Origin of the sequence: Pantoea sp. 18069, from assembly GCF_902706035.1 — a bacterium.
Classification (GTDB): domain Bacteria; phylum Pseudomonadota; class Gammaproteobacteria; order Burkholderiales; family Burkholderiaceae_C; genus Comamonas.
Genome location: NZ_CACSJA010000003.1, coordinates 57,719 through 77,029 on the forward strand (window position 1 = coordinate 57,719; position 19,311 = coordinate 77,029).

17 protein-coding genes are annotated in these 19,311 nt (G+C 65.3%); 8 read left to right on the forward strand and 9 right to left on the reverse strand.

All coding sequences use genetic code 11. The features are described from left to right. Nucleotides 1-10 precede the first annotated feature (10 nt). The 6 genes from GVL12_RS04140 to GVL12_RS04165 all read right to left on the reverse strand — a co-directional run bounded on the left by GVL12_RS04140 (nucleotide 11) and on the right by GVL12_RS04165 (nucleotide 6,864). The gene (locus tag GVL12_RS04140; RefSeq protein WP_159911394.1) at nucleotides 11-1,897 is read right to left on the reverse strand and encodes a feruloyl-CoA synthase; all 1,887 of its coding nucleotides are present in this window, start codon (nucleotides 1,895-1,897) and stop codon (nucleotides 11-13) included. A gap of 12 nt (nucleotides 1,898-1,909) precedes the next feature. Continuing rightward, entirely contained in the window at nucleotides 1,910-2,692 is a 783-nt protein-coding gene (locus tag GVL12_RS04145) for a crotonase/enoyl-CoA hydratase family protein (protein WP_159911395.1), read from the reverse strand. 92 nt (nucleotides 2,693-2,784) lie between these two features. After that, nucleotides 2,785-3,258, reverse strand: a complete 474-nt coding sequence (locus GVL12_RS04150) for a MarR family winged helix-turn-helix transcriptional regulator (protein WP_159911396.1) — start codon at nucleotides 3,256-3,258, stop codon at nucleotides 2,785-2,787. A 71-nt stretch (nucleotides 3,259-3,329) separates the two neighbouring features. Next, entirely contained in the window at nucleotides 3,330-4,895 is a 1,566-nt protein-coding gene (locus GVL12_RS04155; protein ID WP_159911397.1) for a YifB family Mg chelatase-like AAA ATPase, read from the reverse strand. Nucleotides 4,896-5,256: 361 nt separating this feature from the next. Then, nucleotides 5,257-5,739, reverse strand: a complete 483-nt coding sequence (locus tag GVL12_RS04160) for a bacteriohemerythrin (RefSeq protein WP_159911398.1) — start codon at nucleotides 5,737-5,739, stop codon at nucleotides 5,257-5,259. A 69-nt stretch (nucleotides 5,740-5,808) separates the two neighbouring features. Further along, the gene (locus GVL12_RS04165) at nucleotides 5,809-6,864 is read right to left on the reverse strand and encodes a glutathione S-transferase family protein (protein WP_159911399.1); all 1,056 of its coding nucleotides are present in this window, start codon (nucleotides 6,862-6,864) and stop codon (nucleotides 5,809-5,811) included. 230 nt (nucleotides 6,865-7,094) lie between these two features. Here GVL12_RS04165 and GVL12_RS04170 point away from each other — a divergent pair, with 230 nt between their 5' ends. Next, entirely contained in the window at nucleotides 7,095-7,334 is a 240-nt protein-coding gene (locus tag GVL12_RS04170) for a hypothetical protein (protein WP_159911400.1), read from the forward strand. 176 nt (nucleotides 7,335-7,510) lie between these two features. Here GVL12_RS04170 and GVL12_RS04175 read toward each other — a convergent pair whose 3' ends face one another. After that, on the reverse strand, nucleotides 7,511-8,518 hold the full coding sequence (locus GVL12_RS04175) for a PDR/VanB family oxidoreductase (protein WP_200843490.1): 1,008 nt from the start codon (nucleotides 8,516-8,518) through the stop codon (nucleotides 7,511-7,513). 363 nt (nucleotides 8,519-8,881) lie between these two features. Next, nucleotides 8,882-9,514: a TetR/AcrR family transcriptional regulator gene (locus tag GVL12_RS04180; protein WP_159911401.1), complete on the reverse strand. Its 633-nt coding sequence runs from the start codon at nucleotides 9,512-9,514 to the stop codon at nucleotides 8,882-8,884. 719 nt (nucleotides 9,515-10,233) lie between these two features. Between GVL12_RS04180 and GVL12_RS04185 the strand changes: the two genes are divergently transcribed. Then, nucleotides 10,234-11,139, forward strand: a complete 906-nt coding sequence (locus tag GVL12_RS04185) for a tripartite tricarboxylate transporter substrate binding protein (protein WP_159911402.1) — start codon at nucleotides 10,234-10,236, stop codon at nucleotides 11,137-11,139. 386 nt (nucleotides 11,140-11,525) lie between these two features. After that, the gene (locus GVL12_RS04190) at nucleotides 11,526-12,497 is read left to right on the forward strand and encodes a glutathione S-transferase family protein (RefSeq protein WP_159911403.1); all 972 of its coding nucleotides are present in this window, start codon (nucleotides 11,526-11,528) and stop codon (nucleotides 12,495-12,497) included. Nucleotides 12,498-12,529: 32 nt separating this feature from the next. Here GVL12_RS04190 and GVL12_RS04195 read toward each other — a convergent pair whose 3' ends face one another. Continuing rightward, nucleotides 12,530-13,732, reverse strand: a complete 1,203-nt coding sequence (locus GVL12_RS04195; protein ID WP_235033800.1) for an aromatic ring-hydroxylating dioxygenase subunit alpha — start codon at nucleotides 13,730-13,732, stop codon at nucleotides 12,530-12,532. On the opposite strand from GVL12_RS04195, the gene GVL12_RS04200 reads away from it, so the two are divergent. From GVL12_RS04200 to GVL12_RS04220, 5 genes are all read left to right on the forward strand, one after another. After that, on the forward strand, nucleotides 13,673-14,635 hold the full coding sequence (locus tag GVL12_RS04200; protein ID WP_159911405.1) for an AraC family transcriptional regulator: 963 nt from the start codon (nucleotides 13,673-13,675) through the stop codon (nucleotides 14,633-14,635). The genes GVL12_RS04195 and GVL12_RS04200 overlap by 60 nt on opposite strands. Nucleotides 14,636-15,240: 605 nt before the next feature. Then, nucleotides 15,241-16,215, forward strand: coding sequence for a heme-binding protein (locus GVL12_RS04205; protein ID WP_159911406.1), 975 nt, complete (start codon nucleotides 15,241-15,243; stop codon nucleotides 16,213-16,215). A gap of 29 nt (nucleotides 16,216-16,244) precedes the next feature. Further along, complete coding sequence (locus GVL12_RS04210; protein WP_159911407.1) at nucleotides 16,245-17,441, forward strand: Rieske 2Fe-2S domain-containing protein; 1,197 nt, start codon at nucleotides 16,245-16,247, stop codon at nucleotides 17,439-17,441. Between the two features lie 114 nt (nucleotides 17,442-17,555). Beyond that, nucleotides 17,556-17,939 (forward strand): YciI family protein, encoded by a 384-nt coding sequence (locus GVL12_RS04215; RefSeq protein WP_159911408.1) that lies wholly within the window; start codon nucleotides 17,556-17,558, stop codon nucleotides 17,937-17,939. A gap of 286 nt (nucleotides 17,940-18,225) precedes the next feature. Beyond that, nucleotides 18,226-19,269 carry an aromatic ring-hydroxylating dioxygenase subunit alpha gene (locus tag GVL12_RS04220; RefSeq protein ID WP_159911409.1) on the forward strand — a complete coding sequence of 348 codons (1,044 nt, stop codon included), beginning with the start codon at nucleotides 18,226-18,228 and terminating at the stop codon, nucleotides 19,267-19,269. The last annotated feature ends 42 nt before the right edge of the window (nucleotides 19,270-19,311 follow it).

Genomic DNA, 19,311 nt, shown 5'->3' on the forward strand with positions numbered 1-19,311 from the left:
GTGTGTGGTCTCAGAGGGATGGATAGAGAATGCCGGGCGCGCTGCCGTCGTGCAGCGCGTCGACCAGCGCCGCGCGGTGGCTCAGCACGGCGCGCTGGTTGACCGAGCCCTTGTCGGTGATCTCGCCGCGGTCCAGCGACGGCGGCTCGGCCAGCAGCAGCGCGCGTGCGACGCGGCTGGCGCTGCCCGTGGCCTGGGCCGCGAGCCGGCCCAGCAGGGTCTCGATCTGCGCGCGCACGCCGTCGCTGGCCAGCACATCCGTCCAGGGCGCGTCGGCGCCCAGGCCGCTGAGGTCGCGGCAGCGCGGCGTGGGGAACATCAGCAGCCCGACTTCCTTGTGGTTCAGGCCGGTGACGACCACATCCTGCAGATAGGGTGCGCCCGCGGCCAGCACCTTGGTGCGCAACGGGCCTACGCTGACGAAAGTGCCCGTAGCCAGCTTGAAGTCCTCGGCGATGCGGCCGTCGAAGCGCAGGCCGCGGTGCAGGTTGTCGGGGTCTATCCAGCGCACGGCGTCGCCGGTGCACAGGAAGCCTTCGTCATCGAACGCCTCGCGCGTGGCCTGGGCATTGCGCCAGTAGCCGGGCGTGATGTTCGGGCCGCGGTAGCGGACTTCGGTCTTGCCGTCGACCTCGATGAGCTTGACGGTCGTGCCGGGCACGGGGCTGCCGATATCGCCGGCCGTGACATCGGGGCTGTTGACGAACAGCGCCGACGGCGCCGACTCGGTCATGCCCAGGCCCGTGGCCATGATGATGCGCTCGCCCAGCGCCGCTTGCTGCGTTGCATGCAGGCTGTCCCAGACGGGCTGCGACAGCCCCGCGCCCGAGTAGAAGAAAAAGCGCACGCGCGACAGCAGCGTCTGGCGCAGCGGGGTATCGGTCTGCATCGCCTGGGCGATCATCTCGAAGCCCGTGGGCACGTTGAAGTAGACCGTGGGCGCGATCTCGCGCAGGTTGCGCAGGGTTTCGCCTATCAGCGCCGGCGTGGGCTTGCCGTCGTCGATGTAGAGCGTGCCGCCATGCTGCAGCGTCAGCCCGAAGTTGTGGTTGCCGCCGAACGTGTGGTTCCAGGGCAGCCAGTCGACCAGCACCGGCGGCGCTTCGGCAAGCGCGGGCAGCGACAGCGTGATCTGCTGCAGGTTCGCACACCACATGCGCTGGGTGTTGATCACCGGCTTGGGCAGCTTGGTCGAGCCCGAGGTGAACAGGAACTTGACGATGGTGTCGGGCCCGGTGGCATGCATGGCCGCGTCGACCGCCGCGGTCGCCTCGGTGGCCAGCAACTGCGCGAAATCGGTGCTTTTGCGCCCGGCAAGCTGGCCGTCGACCAGCACCACTTCGACGTCGTCCGCAATGGTCGCGGCAATCGCCGCGCCGAAGCGCGTGCCATCGGCCGCGAGCACCAGGCCCGGCGTCAGCGTTTCGACCACATGGCGCAGCTTGGCGTAGTCCTGGCTGACCGTCGCATAGGCCGTAGACACCGGGCAGTAGGGCACGCCCGCGTAGAGGCAGCCCAGTGCCATCAGGCCATGCTCCAGGCTGTTTTCGCTGAGGATCAGCACCGGGCGCTCGGCGTTGAGGCCGCGGGCCAGCAGGGCCTGGCCTATGCGGCGCGCGGCATCGAGTGCCTGGCCGTAGCGCAGGTGCTGCCAGTCGCCGCTGCTGCCGTCGGGCAGGCGGGCGCGGCGCGCGAGAAAGCTGTTTTCGGGCGTGGCTTCGGCCCAGTGCAGCAGGTAGTCGGTGACGCGGCGCGCGTAGGCGCCCAGCGGCAGGTCGGCCTCGAGGTAGCGCACGCCGGGCGCGCCATCGCGCACGCTGACGCGGGTCACGCCAAAGGCCATGGGGCGGTAGGGCGCGGCGCTGGCGGCGGCGGGAGACAGGGCAAGGGCGGACATGGTGCGTGCTCCTTATTGCTTGCTGACCTTGGCCGCGCGGCCTTCGAGGAAGTCGCTCAGCCGCTGCTTGGCTTCGGGCGCGCTCTGGGCGATCGCGGCCATCATGGCTTCGGTGAAATAGCCCTGGTCGGCAGGCTGCTCGGCGATGCGCGGCAGCGCATGGATCAGCGCGTAGTTGGTCAGCGGCGCGTTCTGCGCCACGCGCAGCGCCAGCGCGCAGGCCTTGGCCAGGGCCTCGCCTTCGGGCACGAGGTATTGCGCCAGGCCTATGCGCTCGCCGTCCTGCGCGTCATAGACGCGGCCTGTGAGCATCATGTCGGCCATGCGCGCCGCGCCGATCAGCTTGGGGATGCGCACCGAGCCGCCACCGCCGACAAAGATGCCGCGCGAGCCTTCGGGCAGCGCATAGAACGTCGAGGCGTCGGCGACGCGGATATGGCAGGCGCTGGCGAGTTCGAGCCCGCCGCCGACCACGGCGCCATGCAGCGCGGCAATCACCGGCACCGGGCCGAACTGCACGCGCTCGAGCGCCGCATGCCACATGCGCGAATGGTGCAGGCCCTGGCCTGCGTCGCGCTCCTTGAGCTCGCTCAGATCGAGGCCCGCGCAGAAATGCGGGCCTTCGCCGTCGATCACCGCGGCACGCACGCTCCTGGGCAGGGTCTCGAAAATATCGCGCAAGGCGAGGATCAGGCTGTCGCTGAGCGCATTGCGCTTGGCGCTGCGCGCGAGGCGGATGACGGCAACTTCGTGCTCATCGCCGCGCAGTTCGAAATGGATGTCGGGGTGGGTCATGGTGGCTCTCCGTATGCCTTGATTTTGGTTATTTTTTATAACTATATCAATACGGGAAAGCGGCTTTGAGCCTGGGATTTACCCGCGGGGTTTCAGTCGTAGACTTTTTGCAGCAGACGGATCAGCGTCTTGCGCTCCTGCGCAGTGAGGCGCTCGGTGGCGTCGAGCTCGAGCGCGGTGACGGTCTGCTCGGCCTGCGCGTTCAGCGCCTGGCCGGCCTCGGTCAGGTACAGGCCCACGGCGCGGCCGTCGAGCGGATGGGGGCGGCGCACGATCAGGCCGCGCCTGTCGAGCTGGCCGACCAGGCTCACCAGATTGGGCGGAAGAATGTTCAGGCTCGCGCAGACCTGGCGCGACGTGATGCCGGGGTTGTGCGCGATCAGGTTGAGCAGCGAGAAGTCCACCACCTTGAGCTCGTACTGCGCCATGCGCTCGACAAACACACCGATCACGGACAGCGCGGCGCGCCGCGCGTTGTAGCCCACATGCGTGCGCAGGAAGTCGGTATTGACCGTGTCGACCATGTCGACAGTGGCGGGAGATGAAGGGGATTTGGCGCGGGGCATGGGGCGATTGTGCCGTGGTGGCGCTGACCCTGAAGCGCTGTCGGTGGCGCGCAGGGCCAAGCGGACAGGCATCAATGCGGCCCCAGCAACGCCCGCCGATACTGCACGGCTTCCGCCACATGCGGCGTCTCGATGCGCGGGCTGGCCGCCAGATCGGCAATGGTGCGCGCGACCTTGAGCACGCGGTGCAGGCTGCGGCCCGACCACCCCAGGCGCGCGGCCGCGGACTGCACGAAATCGCTGGCCGCGGGCGCGAGCTGCAGGTGCTGGTCGATAGCCCTGCCTTGCAGGGCCTGGTTGGGCATGCCCTGGCGTTCGAGCGCCAGCGCGTGGGCCCGGACCACGCGTTCACGGATCTGCGCCGTGGACTCGGCCATCGGCGATGCGTCTGCCGAATCGTCCGCGTCGGTCTGCAGCAATTGCGCCGCGGGCAGCGCCGGCACTTCGACATGCAGGTCGATGCGGTCGAGCAGCGGGCCGCTGAGCTTGCCCTGGTAGCGCGCGACCTGGTCGGGCGTGCAGCGGCAGCGCTGCAGCTTCGAGCCCCAGAACCCGCAAGGGCAGGGGTTCATCGCCGCGATCAACTGAAAGCGCGCGGGGAACTCGGCGCGCTGCGCGGCGCGCGCAATGGTGATGCGGCCGGTTTCCAGCGGCTCGCGCAATGCTTCGAGCGCGGCGCGACTGAACTCGGGAAACTCGTCGAGGAAAAGAACGCCGTGGTGGGCCAGCGAAATCTCGCCGGGGCGCGGCGGCGAGCCGCCGCCGACCAGGGCCACGGCGCTGGCCGTATGGTGCGGGCTGGCCGTGGGGCGCTGGGCCCAGCGCTGGGCGCAAAAGCGCCCGCTCAGGCTCGCGAGCGCGGCGGTCTGCAAGGCTTCGTCGACCGACATCGGCGGCAGCAGGTCGGCAAAGCGCTGGGCCAGCATGGACTTGCCCGCGCCCGGCGGGCCGATGAGCAGCAGGCTGTGCCCGCCCGCGGCCGCGATCTCGAGCGCGCGCTTGGCCTGGACCTGGCCTTTGACGTCGGCCATTTCGGCGCCGCTGGCGCAGGCGGGCAGCGGCGCGTTTTTCATGCGCTGCCAGCCCGGCGTGGGCGCGGGTTCGGCAGCGCCTTCGGGCCGGTGCAGGAAGGCCTGGACCACATCGAGCAGATGGCGCGCGCAGAACACGCGCGATTCGGGCACCCAGGCGGCTTCCTCGGCGCTGCCCGGCGGCAGCACCTGGCGGACCTGCTCGCGCTGCTGGTGCAGCGCCAGGCTGGTCGCGAGCGCGCCGCGCACCGGGCGCAGCTCGCCCGACAGCGACAGCTCGCCGGCGAACGTCCAACCTGCAAGCCGGCGCGCGTCGATCTGGCCGCTCGCGGCGAGGATGCCGATGGCGATGGGCAGGTCGAAGCGGCCCGAGTCCTTGGGCAGGTCGGCGGGCGCGAGGTTGACCGTGATGCGCTTGTTGCTGGGAAAATCGAGCCCCGCATTGAGCAGCGCGCTGCGCACGCGTTCACGCGCTTCCTTGACTTCTACGTCGGCCAGACCGACCAGCGAGAAACTGGGCAGTCCGTTGGCCAGATGCACTTCCACGGTGACTTCGGGGGCGTGCAGCCCGAGCAGGGCGCGGCTTTGAACAAGGGCGAGACTCATGGTGGATGGCGCGGGAAAGGAGGGTGGGTCAATCCCGGCGCGAAATAGTTTGCCACGCAGGCGTGCGCCCGCCAAGGCCGGCATGACCTTGACGCAGGCAGGGCTGGCCGCGCGCCTGTGCGCATCGAAAACGGGCGAAGCCAGGGAACGCCGGGCCGGTGCATGCACCGCGCGGAAGACGCCGAAGATGCGGTGCAGGACGTCTTTGCCCGCTATGCGGCGGCGGCCAAGGACAGCTGCTCGCTCTACCCCAGCTACACCAGGATCTTCAATTCACAGCCCGGCCATGTGATCGATATCCACGGCAACTCGCTGGCACCGAAACAAGGCGTCAGCCAGCCATCGGCCCGTGCCTACGGCGTCACATCTTGCGCCGCAACACCACCGGCTTGCCGCCATAGGTGCGCTTGGACATCCATGCGGCAAGCGCGGAGTCCAAATAGTCTGCATGGCCGGGAAACCACTGGAACAGGTGCATAGCGAAATCGTGCACCAACGCCAGGTTGGGCGGGCCGGAGCCTTCCAGGATGGCGCGCACCTCCCGGGTGGATTTCAACACCGCAGCATGCTCTTCGATGTGGCAATCCGAGGGCGGGAATGCGGTGCTACGCATCCACTCTTCCTCCTGGGCGAAGTGCGTGCTGGCGTGTTCTTCGAAACCCAGCAGGGCGGCCAGTGCGTTCGATTCGTCGCAGGTGAGCAGGCGGAACGCGACTTGGTAGAACTCCTCGTGTGTTGCGTCCATCGGGCCGAAGCCGAGCAGGCGCGCGTCCGACCACAGGAAACTGGTGTCCGCCTGCGGGCGGGGCGCAGCGGGATCATGAAGCGGGGGGACCGTGGTCATAGGAAATCAGGAAAGGTGACGCGCGTACGGCTGCGCCAAGGTTGAGGTCAAAGCTTGGGCGTTTTTTCTTCAGCTGAATAGCGCGCCAGGCCAATTGACGACCGCCGACTGGACCGCCGGCAGTTCGCGCAGTCGCGCGGCGTAGGCCGCCACGGCTGGCCGCTTATCGTCTTTCCAGAAGATGTCGGCGCCCATGTTGCCCATGCGCAGCAGTTCGATTCCCCAGCAGAGGTCAGCCATCGTCAACCGGTCGTCCAAGAGCCACTCGGACTTGGCGGCCTGGAGTTGGCGCTCCAGCACCTGGCAAGCCGCTTCCGCAGTGACATAGGCCTCTTGCATGCGCTCCTCGGTGAACAGCTGTTGCGCCGCGCTCAACTCCTTGGCGCGCTTGGCGGTGTAGCCGCGTACCAGTACCTCGTCGTCCGCGAATTCAGCCAGATAGCGATCGCAGCGCTCCACTTTGCCCATCGCGAAGTCGACGCCGTTCTTGCCGCGCTGCGTAGGCGGCCGGCGGTCTTCCCCGGGCGGCTTGCCGCTGAGCATTTGGTAGTTGGGCAGGTTGTCAATGATGTCCAGTTCGGCGTCAATCGCCGCCGCCAAGTGGACCGGACGCAAGCTGCGGGCTCCATCGGCCACAGCGGCCTCGTCGAGGTGCCGGCAGATGCGCTTGGAGTCGACCACCACCGTGCCGGCGTCCCAGTCCACCAGTGTGGGCACCACGGCCGCGTCGCAGCCGCCACCGGATGCAACCGAGGTGCTGCCGGTGTGGCGGTCCACCAGCTTCGTGCCCATCTGCTTGCAGCCCAGCATGCGCAGCCGTACATGCGCCGGCAGGTAGGTCTGGCCCTCGAACAGATTCATCATGTGTGAAAGGTAAGTCAGGCGGTGGTGGGCCAGTACCGCGCGCACCTTCTGCGAGCAGATCGAGCTGGCGGCACTGAAAAGCTCGAAGCGTGGCGTGGTGGTGGATGGGTCGCCAATCAGCTCGCCCTCGCTGTTCAGCGCGGCGCGGGTGTCGGCCACCAGCGTCTGTATCTGCACATTCACGATTCGTGTCTCCGGATGCGCGTCCAGCGCACCACCGGGTTGTTTTGCGCCTGCGGCGCCGGGTCGTAGCAGCTTCATAGGTTCCGTGGAGGTTTTAAATGCCAATCGCTTTCTTGCTGCCACCCCTCGGCAGCAACCTTACCGACGTTCCAAAAGCGGAGTACGCCGTCGTTCCATCAAGACCGTGAGTTCTTCGACGTAGAGCAACAACCTGCCTAAGCAATCACAATTTTGATTCGAATCATTATTGATCGAAATTTGAATAAAGTGAAGGACCTGGGCCTAGAGGATTCCCTTGGTACCTGGCGGTGCTCGTCATTGCCAACGACACCCGCTTCTACGGGTTCATGCCGGCGGTCTTCCCCGACAACCTCAACGTCCAGGCGATGTTCGAAGGCAACCCCGCACTGGCCGCCGCAAGCGCCACGCAAAACGGCACGCTGGGCAGTGATGACAGCGCGGGTCCCGGGCCTGCACTGCGGGCCGGTGAGCGGAAAGGTCACGCAGGGTTTCTTCCCGACGGGCGCCGGGAAGCAATTACCTGTTGAACATAGGCCAAGTTGGTCCTGCCGGGCTGTTCACCGCAATCGGCGCATGAGGGGGTAGGGCCCGTTCCCAGCTTGGAGTCCACCAACGCCCTGAAACCCGCAGTCGGCACGGGAGCTGAACAAAGCTGACGCTCAAAGCGTACGTTCAGTGGCTCGATTCGCAAGCCCAGAGAAGCTCACAGATCCAGGACCAGCGTCTTGCAGCCAGCCTTGGCGCGCGACACGCAGGGCGTGAACTGGTCGTTCTTGGCCTGTTCGGCGTCGGTCAGGAACATGTCGCGGTGGTCTATGTCACCTTCAAGAACGCGGGTCAGGCAGGTGCCGCACACGCCCTGTTCGCAAGAGATGGGGAGACTGAATCCGTCGGCCTCCAGCACCTGGGTGATGGTCTGGTTCTTCTGCACCGTCAACACCGCGCCGGAGCTGGCAATCTTGACCTGGAAGCTGCCGTCAAAGGAGGTGTCGAGTTCTGCCGCAGCGAAGTACTCGCGGTGAATGTTGTCTTCCGACCAGCCGAGTTCCTTGGCCGTGGCTATGATCCAGTCCATGAACCCGTTGGGGCCGCAGACGAACAAATGCTTGCCGGCTTCCGGGCTACCCAGCGTAGCTCGAGCGTCGAGCTTCTGCTCGGGCGCGCCGCTGTCGAAGTGATAGCTCACGCGGTCGGCGAACGAAGATGCGGCGATGCGGGGTTGGAAGGCGGTGCGCGAGGGGTCGCGAGTGCAGTAGTGCATCTCGAACTGCGCGTTGGTCTGCGCCAGTCGCTCGGCCATGCACAAAATCGGCGTAATGCCGATGCCACCGCCCAACAGGATGGCGTGCTGGGCGGGCACAAGATGGAAGTGGTTGCGCGGCTCGCTGATCTGCAGAACGTCGCCTTCTTTGAGCTGCTCGTGTACGGCGGCGGAGCCGCCACGGGAATTTGGGTCGTGCAGCACGGCCACGAGATAACGGTGGCGCTCTTCGGGGTGGTTGCACAGGGAGTACTGTCGCACCAGGCCATTGGGCAGGTGCAGGTCAATGTGAGAGCCGGCGGAGAAAGTAGGCAGCTCGCGGCCGTCGACATCGACGAGTTCGAGACTGCAGATGCCATCGGCCTCTGTGCGCTTGGCAAGCACGCGGGCCGACAGGGAGGAAGGAGTGGCGTTGGTTGACATGGGGGAAGGAGTGGCGTTGGTTGACATGGGGAAGCAAAAATAAGATCAGTGTTCAGTCGCGAGGCCTGAACACCAGCGGAACATATCCACCTCGAAGCCCACCTTGCCTGGGCCCATGTATGCGGCGCCTCTGTTGCCTGCCATGTTCATTCCCTTCAGGGTCTAAGCTGGGTAAGCCAGCGCCAAGAATCACAAACTCGATCCCAGGCGCGCGTTTTCCTGCTGCTTCACGGGTCCAAAAGCATTTCGTAGCGGCGTTTGCGGACGAGGGCCTGGTGTGATCGGTTGCTCTTGATCCGCACGGCGTTCGATCTCGACGTTGGCGCCGGTCCGGTTCAGTCGCGCTGCCAAGCGCTGTGCACGCCGTAATGGCGACCGCGTCAGGAAGCTTTACAACTCGAGTCGCTGCATGGGCATTTCCAGCAGATAGCGGAGCCGGTCGAGACCCAAGGTGGGGTCGGTCAACTCGGCACTGAACCACTCGTGCACCGAATGGATGTAAAGCGAGAAGAGCAGTTCGGCGGCCTGTTCGGAATGGAAGTCGACCTTCATGCGCCGCAGCTCCTTGGCGCGATCAATCCATTCGATCAGGCACTGCCGCATCAGGGCGCGGCGCTCCAATATCATCTGCACATGCGGGTTGCCAGACGGGTTCACCAACGGCAGAACGACGCGGCTGAGCTCAGGCTTGCTGGCCCAGAACCGGAAGCTGATGGAGAAGTCGTCCATCAACTGGTCGAGCAAGGACCGATCAGGCTTGATGGGCGACACGAACAATGGCGGCAATTGCGCGAGATCGTCGACGAACAGCATGACGGCCAGACCCGCCTTGTCAGATGCATAGGCCGCCACCGTGCCGAAGCCAACGTCGGCCACTTTCGCGACCTCGCTCATCCGCGTCATGTGAAAGCCATGCGTCTCGAACAGATGCCGCGCGGCGCGCTTGATGGCGTCCAACTTCTCGGTCTTGCGCCGCTCGCGCAGACCCATGCCGCTCCCTGCCAAAGGCGTATGCACCTTCATATTTCAATGACTCACTCAAGTTGTTGTTCGTTGGCGCCCATGCTGCTGTGAGCTGGATCCTGCGATCCGCCAGCGGGCAGGACCAAAATGCAGATTGACTCAAAATTGATTGAGATCGATTATGGTACATCAACAGTCATCCATTGATCCAAGGGTTTTCCCGCGGTTCATTGCCGCGGTTCAGAGCATAGGCGACCCGTTATCTGGACGTTGCCGCGTGAAGGACTCATCTGGGTGGGATAGCGGGTGCCCGCCGACCTGCGCAAGCGCCATCCACCGCAAGCTGCAGCTTGATATCGTCCCCATTCGACGTTGCAGGACGATGCAGCATCTAGGGTTTTTGCCCACATGAAGAAACTTGACTCTTTTTTTGATTTGAATCAAAAATGATGAGAATCGCAATATGGGGTCGTGATTGGTGAGGATTTGATTGTGGCGGCTCGCAAGGTCGTCGCACGAGCAGTCGCCAAGACAGAGGCCTTGCTGCAGTCGGGTGCAGGTGCGGTTGCAGGGGCTCGGCCTGGAGGCGATCGGCAGCTCTGCGGAACAGTTCCGCACAGGCTACGAGTGCTTGGCGCCGATGGTCGCGCAAATGGTCAGAACGACGGCCGCGGGGCTCGAGTGATTTGACAATTCAATCAGAGACAAACATGCATTCCAGTAGTTGCTTCCTTTCTCCTCGTGCCATCGCTGTGGCTTGCCTCGGGCTGGCCGCTGGCATGGCTGGCGCGCAGGACACATATCCCAACAAAGTCGTCAACATCATCGTGCCCCAATCGGCCAGCGCACCGGCCGATGCGCTGGGGCGTGCCCTTGCCGAACAACTGGGCAAGCAGCTGGGCCAGTCGTTCGTCATCACGAACCGGGACGGCGCGGGCGGCACCATTGGCGTGGAAGTCGTCAAGCACGCGAAGGCGGACGGCTACACGCTAGGCTATGGCACCCAGAGCGCGTTCAGCATGCAGCCGCACCTGCGCAAGACCATGCGCTACCAGGCCGACGACTTCGAGTTCGTCTGTCAGACCAGTTCCTTCGTCACCGTCCTGGCCGTTGGGGCGAAGTCGCGATATCGGTCACTGCAGGACATCATCGAGGTCGCACGCAAGGCGCCAGGCACCATCACGTTCGGTTCGATGGGCCTCGGCTCGACGCCGCACATCATCGGCGAGGTCCTGGCCAAGGACGCCCGCGTGAAGTTCAACCACATTCCGTACCGCAATCCCGGCGATCTGGTGACGCAACTGATCGTCGGCGACCTTGATCTCACGGTGCTGTCATCGGTGACTGTCGCGAACAACAAGGACATCCGGCCCGTCGCCGTCCTGGCCAGCAACAAGCCGGCCGTGTTCCCCGAAGTTCCCTTGCTCAAGGACCTGGGTTACGAGCGCGGCGACGTGCCCATCTTCGTCGGGCTGTATGCGCCCAAGGCCACCCCCGCCCCTGCGCTGGCCAGGTTGCGGCAGGCCTGCGCCATCGCGGTCGAGTCGGATGCGTTCAAGAGGACCAGCGACACCCTGGGCGCCGAGCGGCGGTATGCCGATATGCCGGCGTACACCGAGAACATCCGGCAGGACATCCGCTTGATGAAGGAGCTCATTCCCGAACTGGGCATCAAGCCCGATTAGGACCGGTCCAGCGAGACGGTGCGCTGTTGGTCCGTTGCCCGCACCGACAGGTGCCGCTGAAGAGGCCACCCCTGGCGGTAATCGCACCGGGAGTGGGCATCGGTGTGGACTGCGCGCCGTACATGATGGGCATCGCGCTGGCGGGGGGCTGGCCAACCGGGCCATCTCGCCCATCAGATTCCAGGCCGACATGGGTAGGCTGCTGGCCTTCACGTTCCTCTGGAACATGGTTGGCGCCTTGCTGCGGCTGCCCGCGCTGGCCCACTGCCTCTTGCCGGGCCGCCGTTTTTCAAAGTACGCTGTCGCGAGGCTCTCCCGGTTGATACGTCGGCGCGTGTGCCGGCCTGACTGCATGCCGCGCAGACATTTTTGAAAGGATCGCCGCCATGGGAATGTTGATCAATGGCACCTGGATCGATGACGACGCCGCCCATCGACATGCCGCAGATGGCGCTTTCGTGCGGCCCGACGCGAACTTCACGGCGAGGGTCACCGCCGACGGATCTTCGGGCTTCAAGGCCGAGCCAGGGCGTTACCACCTGTTCGTCTCGGCCGGCTGCCCCTGGGCGCACCGCACGATCCTGACCAGAAGGCTGAAGAACCTGGAGGACGTGATCTCTATCTCGTTTTCCGACTTGCCACGCGTGCGCAGCTGGGCGTTTTCCACCGGCATCGGCCGCAACCTGGAGCCCAAGGAGGGCGTCCTGGAGCTGCACCGGGTGTACACCGCGGCAATGCCCGCCTACACCGGCCGGGTGACCGTGCCAACGCTGTGGGACAAGCAACGCTGGACGATCGTCAACAACGATTCAGCCGACATCATGCGCATGCTGAACACGGCGTTCGACGAGTGGGGCGACCGCACGGTCGACCTCTACCCCGCGCATCTGCGCGCCGAGATCGACGAGATCAACCAGCGCGTCTACGAGAACGTCAACAACGGCGTCTACCGCTGCGGATTTGCCAGGTCGCAGGCAGCTTACGAAGAAGCCTTCGCCAGGTTGTTCGAGACCCTGGACTGGCTCGACGAACGGCTGGCCTCCAGTCGCTACCTGTGCGGCGAGCGCATCACCGAGGCCGATTGGCGGCTGTACGTGACCCTGGTGCGCTTCGACATCGCCTACTACAGCAACTTCAAGTGCAACCGACAGCACCTTCACGAGTATCCCAACCTCTCCAACTACCTGCGCGAGCTGTACCAGTGGCCAGGCATCGCGCAGGTAACGGACTTCGAGACGATCAAGCGGGTGTATTTCTCGATCAAGGATGTCAACCCGTCAGGGTTGATTCCGATCGGACCGCGTGACCTGCGGCTCACGGGGCCGCATGACCGCGGCCGGCTGCCATCCTGGGCGTGACGATCTGGCCCATGCCGCGCGGCCTCACACGCTCACTGCGCCTCGGCCTTCATCATCTCGATCAGCCGGCGCCGCACGCGCATCGCGCCGGCGTCCGCCAGCACGGACAGTTCGCGGCGCGTATCGCCGTGGCGCTGAACCGCCAGCTCCACCTGTTCCAGTGCGGGAATGTCCTCGGCCAGCACGGCCCGTTCCTGCCCCAGCAAGGCCTGCGACAGCCCCTCGTCGTCGAGGCGGAAGTCGCGCGACACGGCCGGGAAGTAGTGGGTGGTGTGCAGTGTCTCCGGCGTCAGGCCGTGCACGAAGTTCAGCCGGCCCACCGGTGCGCCGGTGGCGGTCATCACGCTGTAGGGTCCGCCTGCGCTGATCAGGCCGGGCCCGAGGAAGTCGGACCGCAAGGTGAGGTCCACCGGGCCATTGCAAGTCGGGTGCAGGAAGCGGTGGAAGCCCTCCGCCGGCTGGTTGGGCGTGCAGCGGACGACATGCACGCGCCCGTCAGCTTCGGTCATCTCGGCCGGCGCCGTCGCCCGGTCCATCCGGCCGATGGTCTGGACGTGCAGGTAGGCGATGTGCGACAGGTCCATCAAGTTGTCGATCAGCAGCGAGAAACGCGCCTTCAGATGCATCACGCCGTTGCTGTCCGCGCGCCAGCCGGGTGCGGCCAAGCCTGCGAAGTCCATGTCGGGCAGCAGGGCCGGGTCGGCCTTGGCGGGGTCACCCATCCACACCCAGATCCATTGCCAGCGTTCCAGCACCGGGTAGGCACGCGTGGTGAAGCTGGAGGGGACGGTCGGCTGGCTGGGGATGTCGGCGCAGCGGCCGTCCGGCTCGAAGCGCAAGCCATGGTAGCGACAGCGCACCGCGTCGCCCTCCAACTCGCCCTGCGCCATCGGCAGGTTGCGGTGCGGGCAGATCCCGTCCAGCGCCACTGGCGTGCCATCCTCCTTGCGGTAGAACACGAGCCGTTCGTCGAGAATCTTGCGTTCGAACAGCGCACGCCCCACTTCATGGCTGCAGGCAGCGATATACCAGTGGTTCCTTGGAAAGGTCTGTCCGTCTTCGAAGGGATACATCATGATCTCCGTTGTTCGTTGTAGGGCCGCCATGTTGGCCCGCCGCAAGTTCCGGCGCCATGCCGTGCAGTCCGGCATGTCGGCTGAATCGTCCGTCTTGTGATGGATGCGCTGAGCCCGCTGCTCGACAGCCTGCGCGTGCAAGCCGCGGCGGTCGGCCATTTCGATTTCGGCCTGCCGTGGTGCTTTGCCTGGGACTACGCGCCGACCCATTGCCTGGTGGTGCTGGAGGGCCGCTGCTGGTGGGCCGATGCAGCGCCGGGCGAGGGAACCTGGCTGGAAGCCGGCGATGCCCTCGTGGTGCTGCGCAATGGGCGCTTCACCCTGGGCAGCGCACCGGACCTGGCCCGCGTGCCTTGGACTGACGTGTGGCGAGCGGCCATGTTGTCCAACCTGAAATTCGACAAGCGTGAAAGCACGCCGGCGCCGATGCGCCTGTCGTGGAACCCCGGTGCCGAGCGTACCCACCTGCTGGCCATGGCCTTCGGCTTCGAGGATGGCGAGCGCCATCCGCTGCTGGCCGCGTTGCCCGACCGCCTGCTGGTGCGGCGACAAGCCCATGCGTCGCCCTGGGCCGCATCGGCGCTAGATTTCCTTGGTACCGAGTCCGGTCGGGATCTGCCCGGCTTCGCAGCGCTGTCGCGGCGGCTGGCCGAGTTGCTGTTCAACGACCTGCTGCGCCGCCACCTGCTGTCCTCACCGGCACATGCCGGCGGCTGGCTCAAGGGCCTGGCCGACCCGGCGCTGGCCAAGGCGCTGTCTGCCATGCACCGTCAGCCGGGCCAGGACTGGTCCCTGGCGCGCCTGGCGCAGCAGGCGGGCCTGTCTCGCACCGTGTTCAGCGAGCGCTTCCTGGCCCGGGTGGGCGAAACGCCGATGGGGTACCTGCGGGCCTGGCGCATGCATTGCGCCCGCGAGTTGCTGGCGGCGCAGCGGCCGGTGGGGGAGGTGGTCGGCCGGCTCGGCTATGCGTCCGAGCGCGCGTTTCGCGAGGCGTTCAAGCGCCTGGCCGGCACGACGCCGACGGCCTATGCGCATGGGCACCGGTCGTCCGCCAGCCGGTGATCCACGTGATGTCGCGCGGCCTGCGCATGCTGGCCATCAACGGCTGACGCGCCGTCGGCAGCGCGAACAGCGTGACACGCTGCGACCGGTCTTCGGTTGCCGCCGTGGCCCTGCGCCCGCAGCGCTTCAAACATCGCCTTGATTCCGTGCCGATCGCGTTTGCTGCGGCGGCTATGCCCCTGCATATATCTGCGACGCACTCCAGTGGTTGATTCGCTGGCGCCAACGCTGCCAGGGGCTGACTCAGGCCGTCCCCCAACGCGCAGGCCTGCCCAGCAACCAGGTTTAAATTGATCTCGATCGAATACGATGAATTAAGGAGAATCTACCGATCCAAGGGTTTGCCCAAGCATGTCCCGCGGTTGGGGCATAGTCCCTCTCTCTGGACGCCGTGACACGAGCCTCTCATCTGCGCGAACGGAAGCGACCGACAGTGTTAGGGGTTCCCAAAAATCCCGCGAATTGCACCCGCCGCAAGTCGCCGCCGGAGCGCTTCCCGAATCAATGTTTCCAAGTCGGCGCAACCCTAGGGTTAGACCTAGTGAAACAATCTTGACTCTTTTTCGATCTCAATCAAAAATGATTTACATCGCAAGAGGGAAAAAATGATCCGAGACGACTTGATTACTTTGAACGAGGCGCGCAATGTCATCGCACGAGCCGTCGCCAAGACCGAGGCCTTGCGGCAGTCGGGGTGCTTTGTGGTGGCTGATTTGTCCGGCGACCCCGTCGCAGTCCGCCGCATGGATGCCACCGGGGGCGGGGCCTATGACATCGTCCGAGGTAAAGCGTTGGGCTCTGCATTGCTCAGCGAGGCGAGTTCGAGCTTTGCCACGCGCATTCTGAAATTTCCACCTCAAATTTTCGCGGCATACCAGCAACTGATGCGCAGCCAACCGTTTCCAGGTGCTGGCGCTGTCCCACTCCTTCGGAACCGGATCGCCATTGGCGCCATCTCGTCAGGCGTGCGCATCGGGCCTTTCGTCAAGCTTCCCGGGGTGAGTGCGGAAGAGTTGCTGGTCGACGGGCAACCAGCCAACCTGGAGGACTTGATCATCAGCTACGCCGTGGGCGGCCCCTATCGCCCCGAGCATGGCGATGACATGGCCCGATGGACAGAAGCGTATGGCGCACCACCCGATGCAGCTTTGAAAGGCAATGGCTTGTGCGAGGTTCCTCTGGCCACTCGCCAGCCGGTACTCGACAGCGCAGTAGCTCTGGCCGACCAGGTGATTGCTCGGGCCACCGAGCAAGGTGAAGCCGTGACTGTCGTGGTGGCCGATCGATATGGCCATGTCGTCACGATCGATCGAATGGATGGCGCACCGCCGGCCGCGGTGCGGCTGGCCGAAGGCTTGGCCCAGGCCGCGGCGTCGCTGCAGTCCCGGACGGCGGAGCTGGCGGGCGCCACGCCGTCCATTCCCGCCGATGTTCTGCGCCGCATCGGCAAGCACCTGATCCCGCTGGCCGGCGGCAGCCCGATTTTTTCAAATGGGCAATGCATCGGCGCCGTGGGTGTGGCCGGGCGAGACCCCGAGCGAGCACAGCGACTGGCCGATGAAGCCGCTGTCCCGCACTGAACTGTTTTGAACGACCGAGAGGATTGATGATGGTTTTAAACGATGAAAATGTGACTGGTCTTCCCGATGACGCAACGGTCGACTACGTCAGGACCGGCCCCGGTACCCTGGCCGGGGACTACATGCGCAAGTTTTGGCACCCGGTGTATGTCGCCCGCAAACTGGAGCCCGGACGCGCCGTGCCGCTGGTCATCATGAACCAGAAGCTGGCCCTGTACCGCAGCCAGGAGGGCAAGGTCCATTGCATCGACAACCGCTGTGCCCACCGCGGCGTCATGCTGAGCACCGGCTGGGTCGAGGGCGACAACATCCGCTGCCCGTACCACGGCTGGGCTTACGACGGCACCGGCCAGTGCGTGCAGCAGCCGCTGGAAGGCCGCGGATTCGCCAAGAACGTGAAGATCGGCGGCTACCCCACCGAGGAGTACCTGGGCCTCATCTTTGTCTATCTGGGCGAAGGCGAGCCGCCCGAGTTCCCGCGCTTTCCGGAATGGGAGAAGGCCAAGCTCAACGTCGGCATCATCGACGTGCGGCCCTGCAACTACTTCCAGAACATCGAGAACTTCCAGGACGAAGGCCACATCTGGTTCACCCATCGCGGCTCCGCGCTGGAAGCCCTGCAACTGGACAAGCTGCCCAAGCTGTCGGTCGAGCGCACCTCCTGGGGCCTGCGCAACGTGGCGGTCACCCCGGATGGCCGCCGTCGCGAGGTCTTGTTCGGCATGCCCAATGTCGGCTGCTTCCTGGTGGAGCCTCACAACACCAAACGGGCCGGTGAGGAAAACTACCAGGCGAAGGAGACCGCATGGCACCATTTCGCAGGCTGGCGCGTTCCTGTGGACGACTACAGCCACCTGCAGGTTCATACGATCGGCGTCTTCCTCGAGGACGAGCCTAGCCCTGAAATCATCAAGCGCTGGCACGACTTCACGGAAGCCGATCAGGTCGGGCACGAACTCGCGCGCAAGGTGCTCGATGGCAAGCTCCACTTCGATCAGATCCCGAAGCTGTCCAACCACGTGCCGATGGTCCAGGACGAGGTCGTCCAGGTCGGTCAGGGCGTGATTCCCGATCGTCGAAAGGACGTCGAGTTCCTCGGTGCGTCCGATGTGGCCATCGTCGCGCTGCGCAAGCTGTGGGTCGAAGAACTGACGGCCTTGAAGGAAGGGCGGCCGCTGCGCAACTGGCACCGCCCCGAGGGGCTGGTGCCGGCCGCCGGCGGTTGAGAGCCCCAGACAGAGCGACCGGTCGTTCAGTGGCATCCGAAGAAGGTTTGCCATTGCAACGGACCGGTTTTCCAAGCCACTGCGCCATCTTCATTTCACCCATAGGAACACCCGATGAAAGTCACGAAAGACCAAGTGCTGGAAGCCAGCAAGGGCATGTTGCAAAAGCAGTTCTACATGGTGCACAGCACGCCGACCGACGGCCTTGGCCCGGTCATGCAGAACCTGGCGGTGCACCTCGATCACCAGTGCGAGATGGAGCGCACCGGCGTGATGCTGGCCGCCGGCCCGCACTGGACGGACGACGAGAGCGAATGGCTGGGCGAGGGCACTTTCGTGATCCGCGCCAACTCGCTGGCCCACGCCCGGGAGATCGCCGCCAAAGACCCGATGCACCAGGCCGGCGCGCGCAACTTCAAGGTGCGGCCGTGGTTGATCAACGAAGGCAGTCTGACGCTGCGCGTGAACTTCTCGGACGGTAAGTTCACTCTGGAGTGAGCGAAGGGCAAGGGAGTGGCCATCCCGGTCGCTCCCTTGTCTCGGTTCGAACGCCGGCCGCTCGTCGTGCCGCGCAGCGCACAGGCTTTCATGGGTTCGCCACCGCTTGGCATGCGACTCAAGCGCCCACGGGCTGGCAACGGTCAGCCGTGACATCACTTGTCGAATCAAAAAAGGCCATGGTGGCCTGGCGCCAGCCAGGCAAGGCTATTCGCTGATTCGCGCGGGCCGCGCATTCGCGCCGACCCTCCCCTGACATCACTCACGTCGATTGCAAAGCTGCACCATGTCCTACCTTCTCAATACTTGGTACGTCGCTGGCTGGTCCGAAGACGTCCAGCCCGGCGCCCTGTTGACCCGCACCCTGCTTGAGCAGCCGGTGCTGATGTTTCGCGACGCGGCCGGCGTGCCCCGCGCGCTGGTGGACCGCTGCCCGCATCGCTTCGCCCCCCTGTCCATGGGCAAGCTGAGCGAAGATGGCCAGTCGGTGCAATGCGCCTACCACGGCCTGCACTTCGACGGCCACGGCGCCTGCGTGCACAACCCGCACGGCGATGGGCGCATCCCGACGGCGGCCAAGGTGCGGACCTATCCGATGGTCGAACGCTACGGCATCCTGTGGATCTGGATGGGCGACGCCACCCGCGCCGATGCCGCGCTGATTCCCGACTTCTCGTTGATCGACCCCGAGCACTGGCATGTCGGCAAGCGGTACCTGCATGCCAAGGCCAACTACGTGCTTGAGACCGACAACATCATGGATCTGTCGCACGTGGAGTTCCTCCACCCCAGCACGCTGGGAACCCCGGCCGTCAAGAACGCGCTGACCGACATCCGGCAGGAGGGCAACACCGTGTGGTCGATGCGGCAGACGGTGGCCGAGACCCTGACGCCCTTTCTCTATGGCTCGCTGGGATACCCGGAAGGCACGCTGGTGGACCGGTGGTTCGATGTGCGCTGGGACGCCCCCGCCAACATGCTGCTGATCGCCGGCGGCACCCCCACCGGCCGGCCGCGCAGCGAAGGCCGCGAGAGCGCGCTGCCGCACCTGTTCACGCCCGAAACGGCCACGACAACGCACTACTGGTTTGCTGCAACCCGTCCCAAGGCAATGGGGCCGGCGGGCGCCCAGATCGCCCAGAAAATCGCCGACGGCCTCAGCATGCCCTTCACCCACGAAGACCTGCCGATGCTGGAAGCGCAGCAGCGTGCCATGGGAGACGCCGACTTCTGGTCGCTGAAGCCAGTACTGCTGAGCGGCGACGCCCCCGCGGTGCGCGCGCGGCGCGTGCTGGACAAACTGATCGCCGAAGAACAGGCACAGGGCTGACGCTCCAGCCGGTTGGAGAACAACTGTCACTGAATGAAGTGC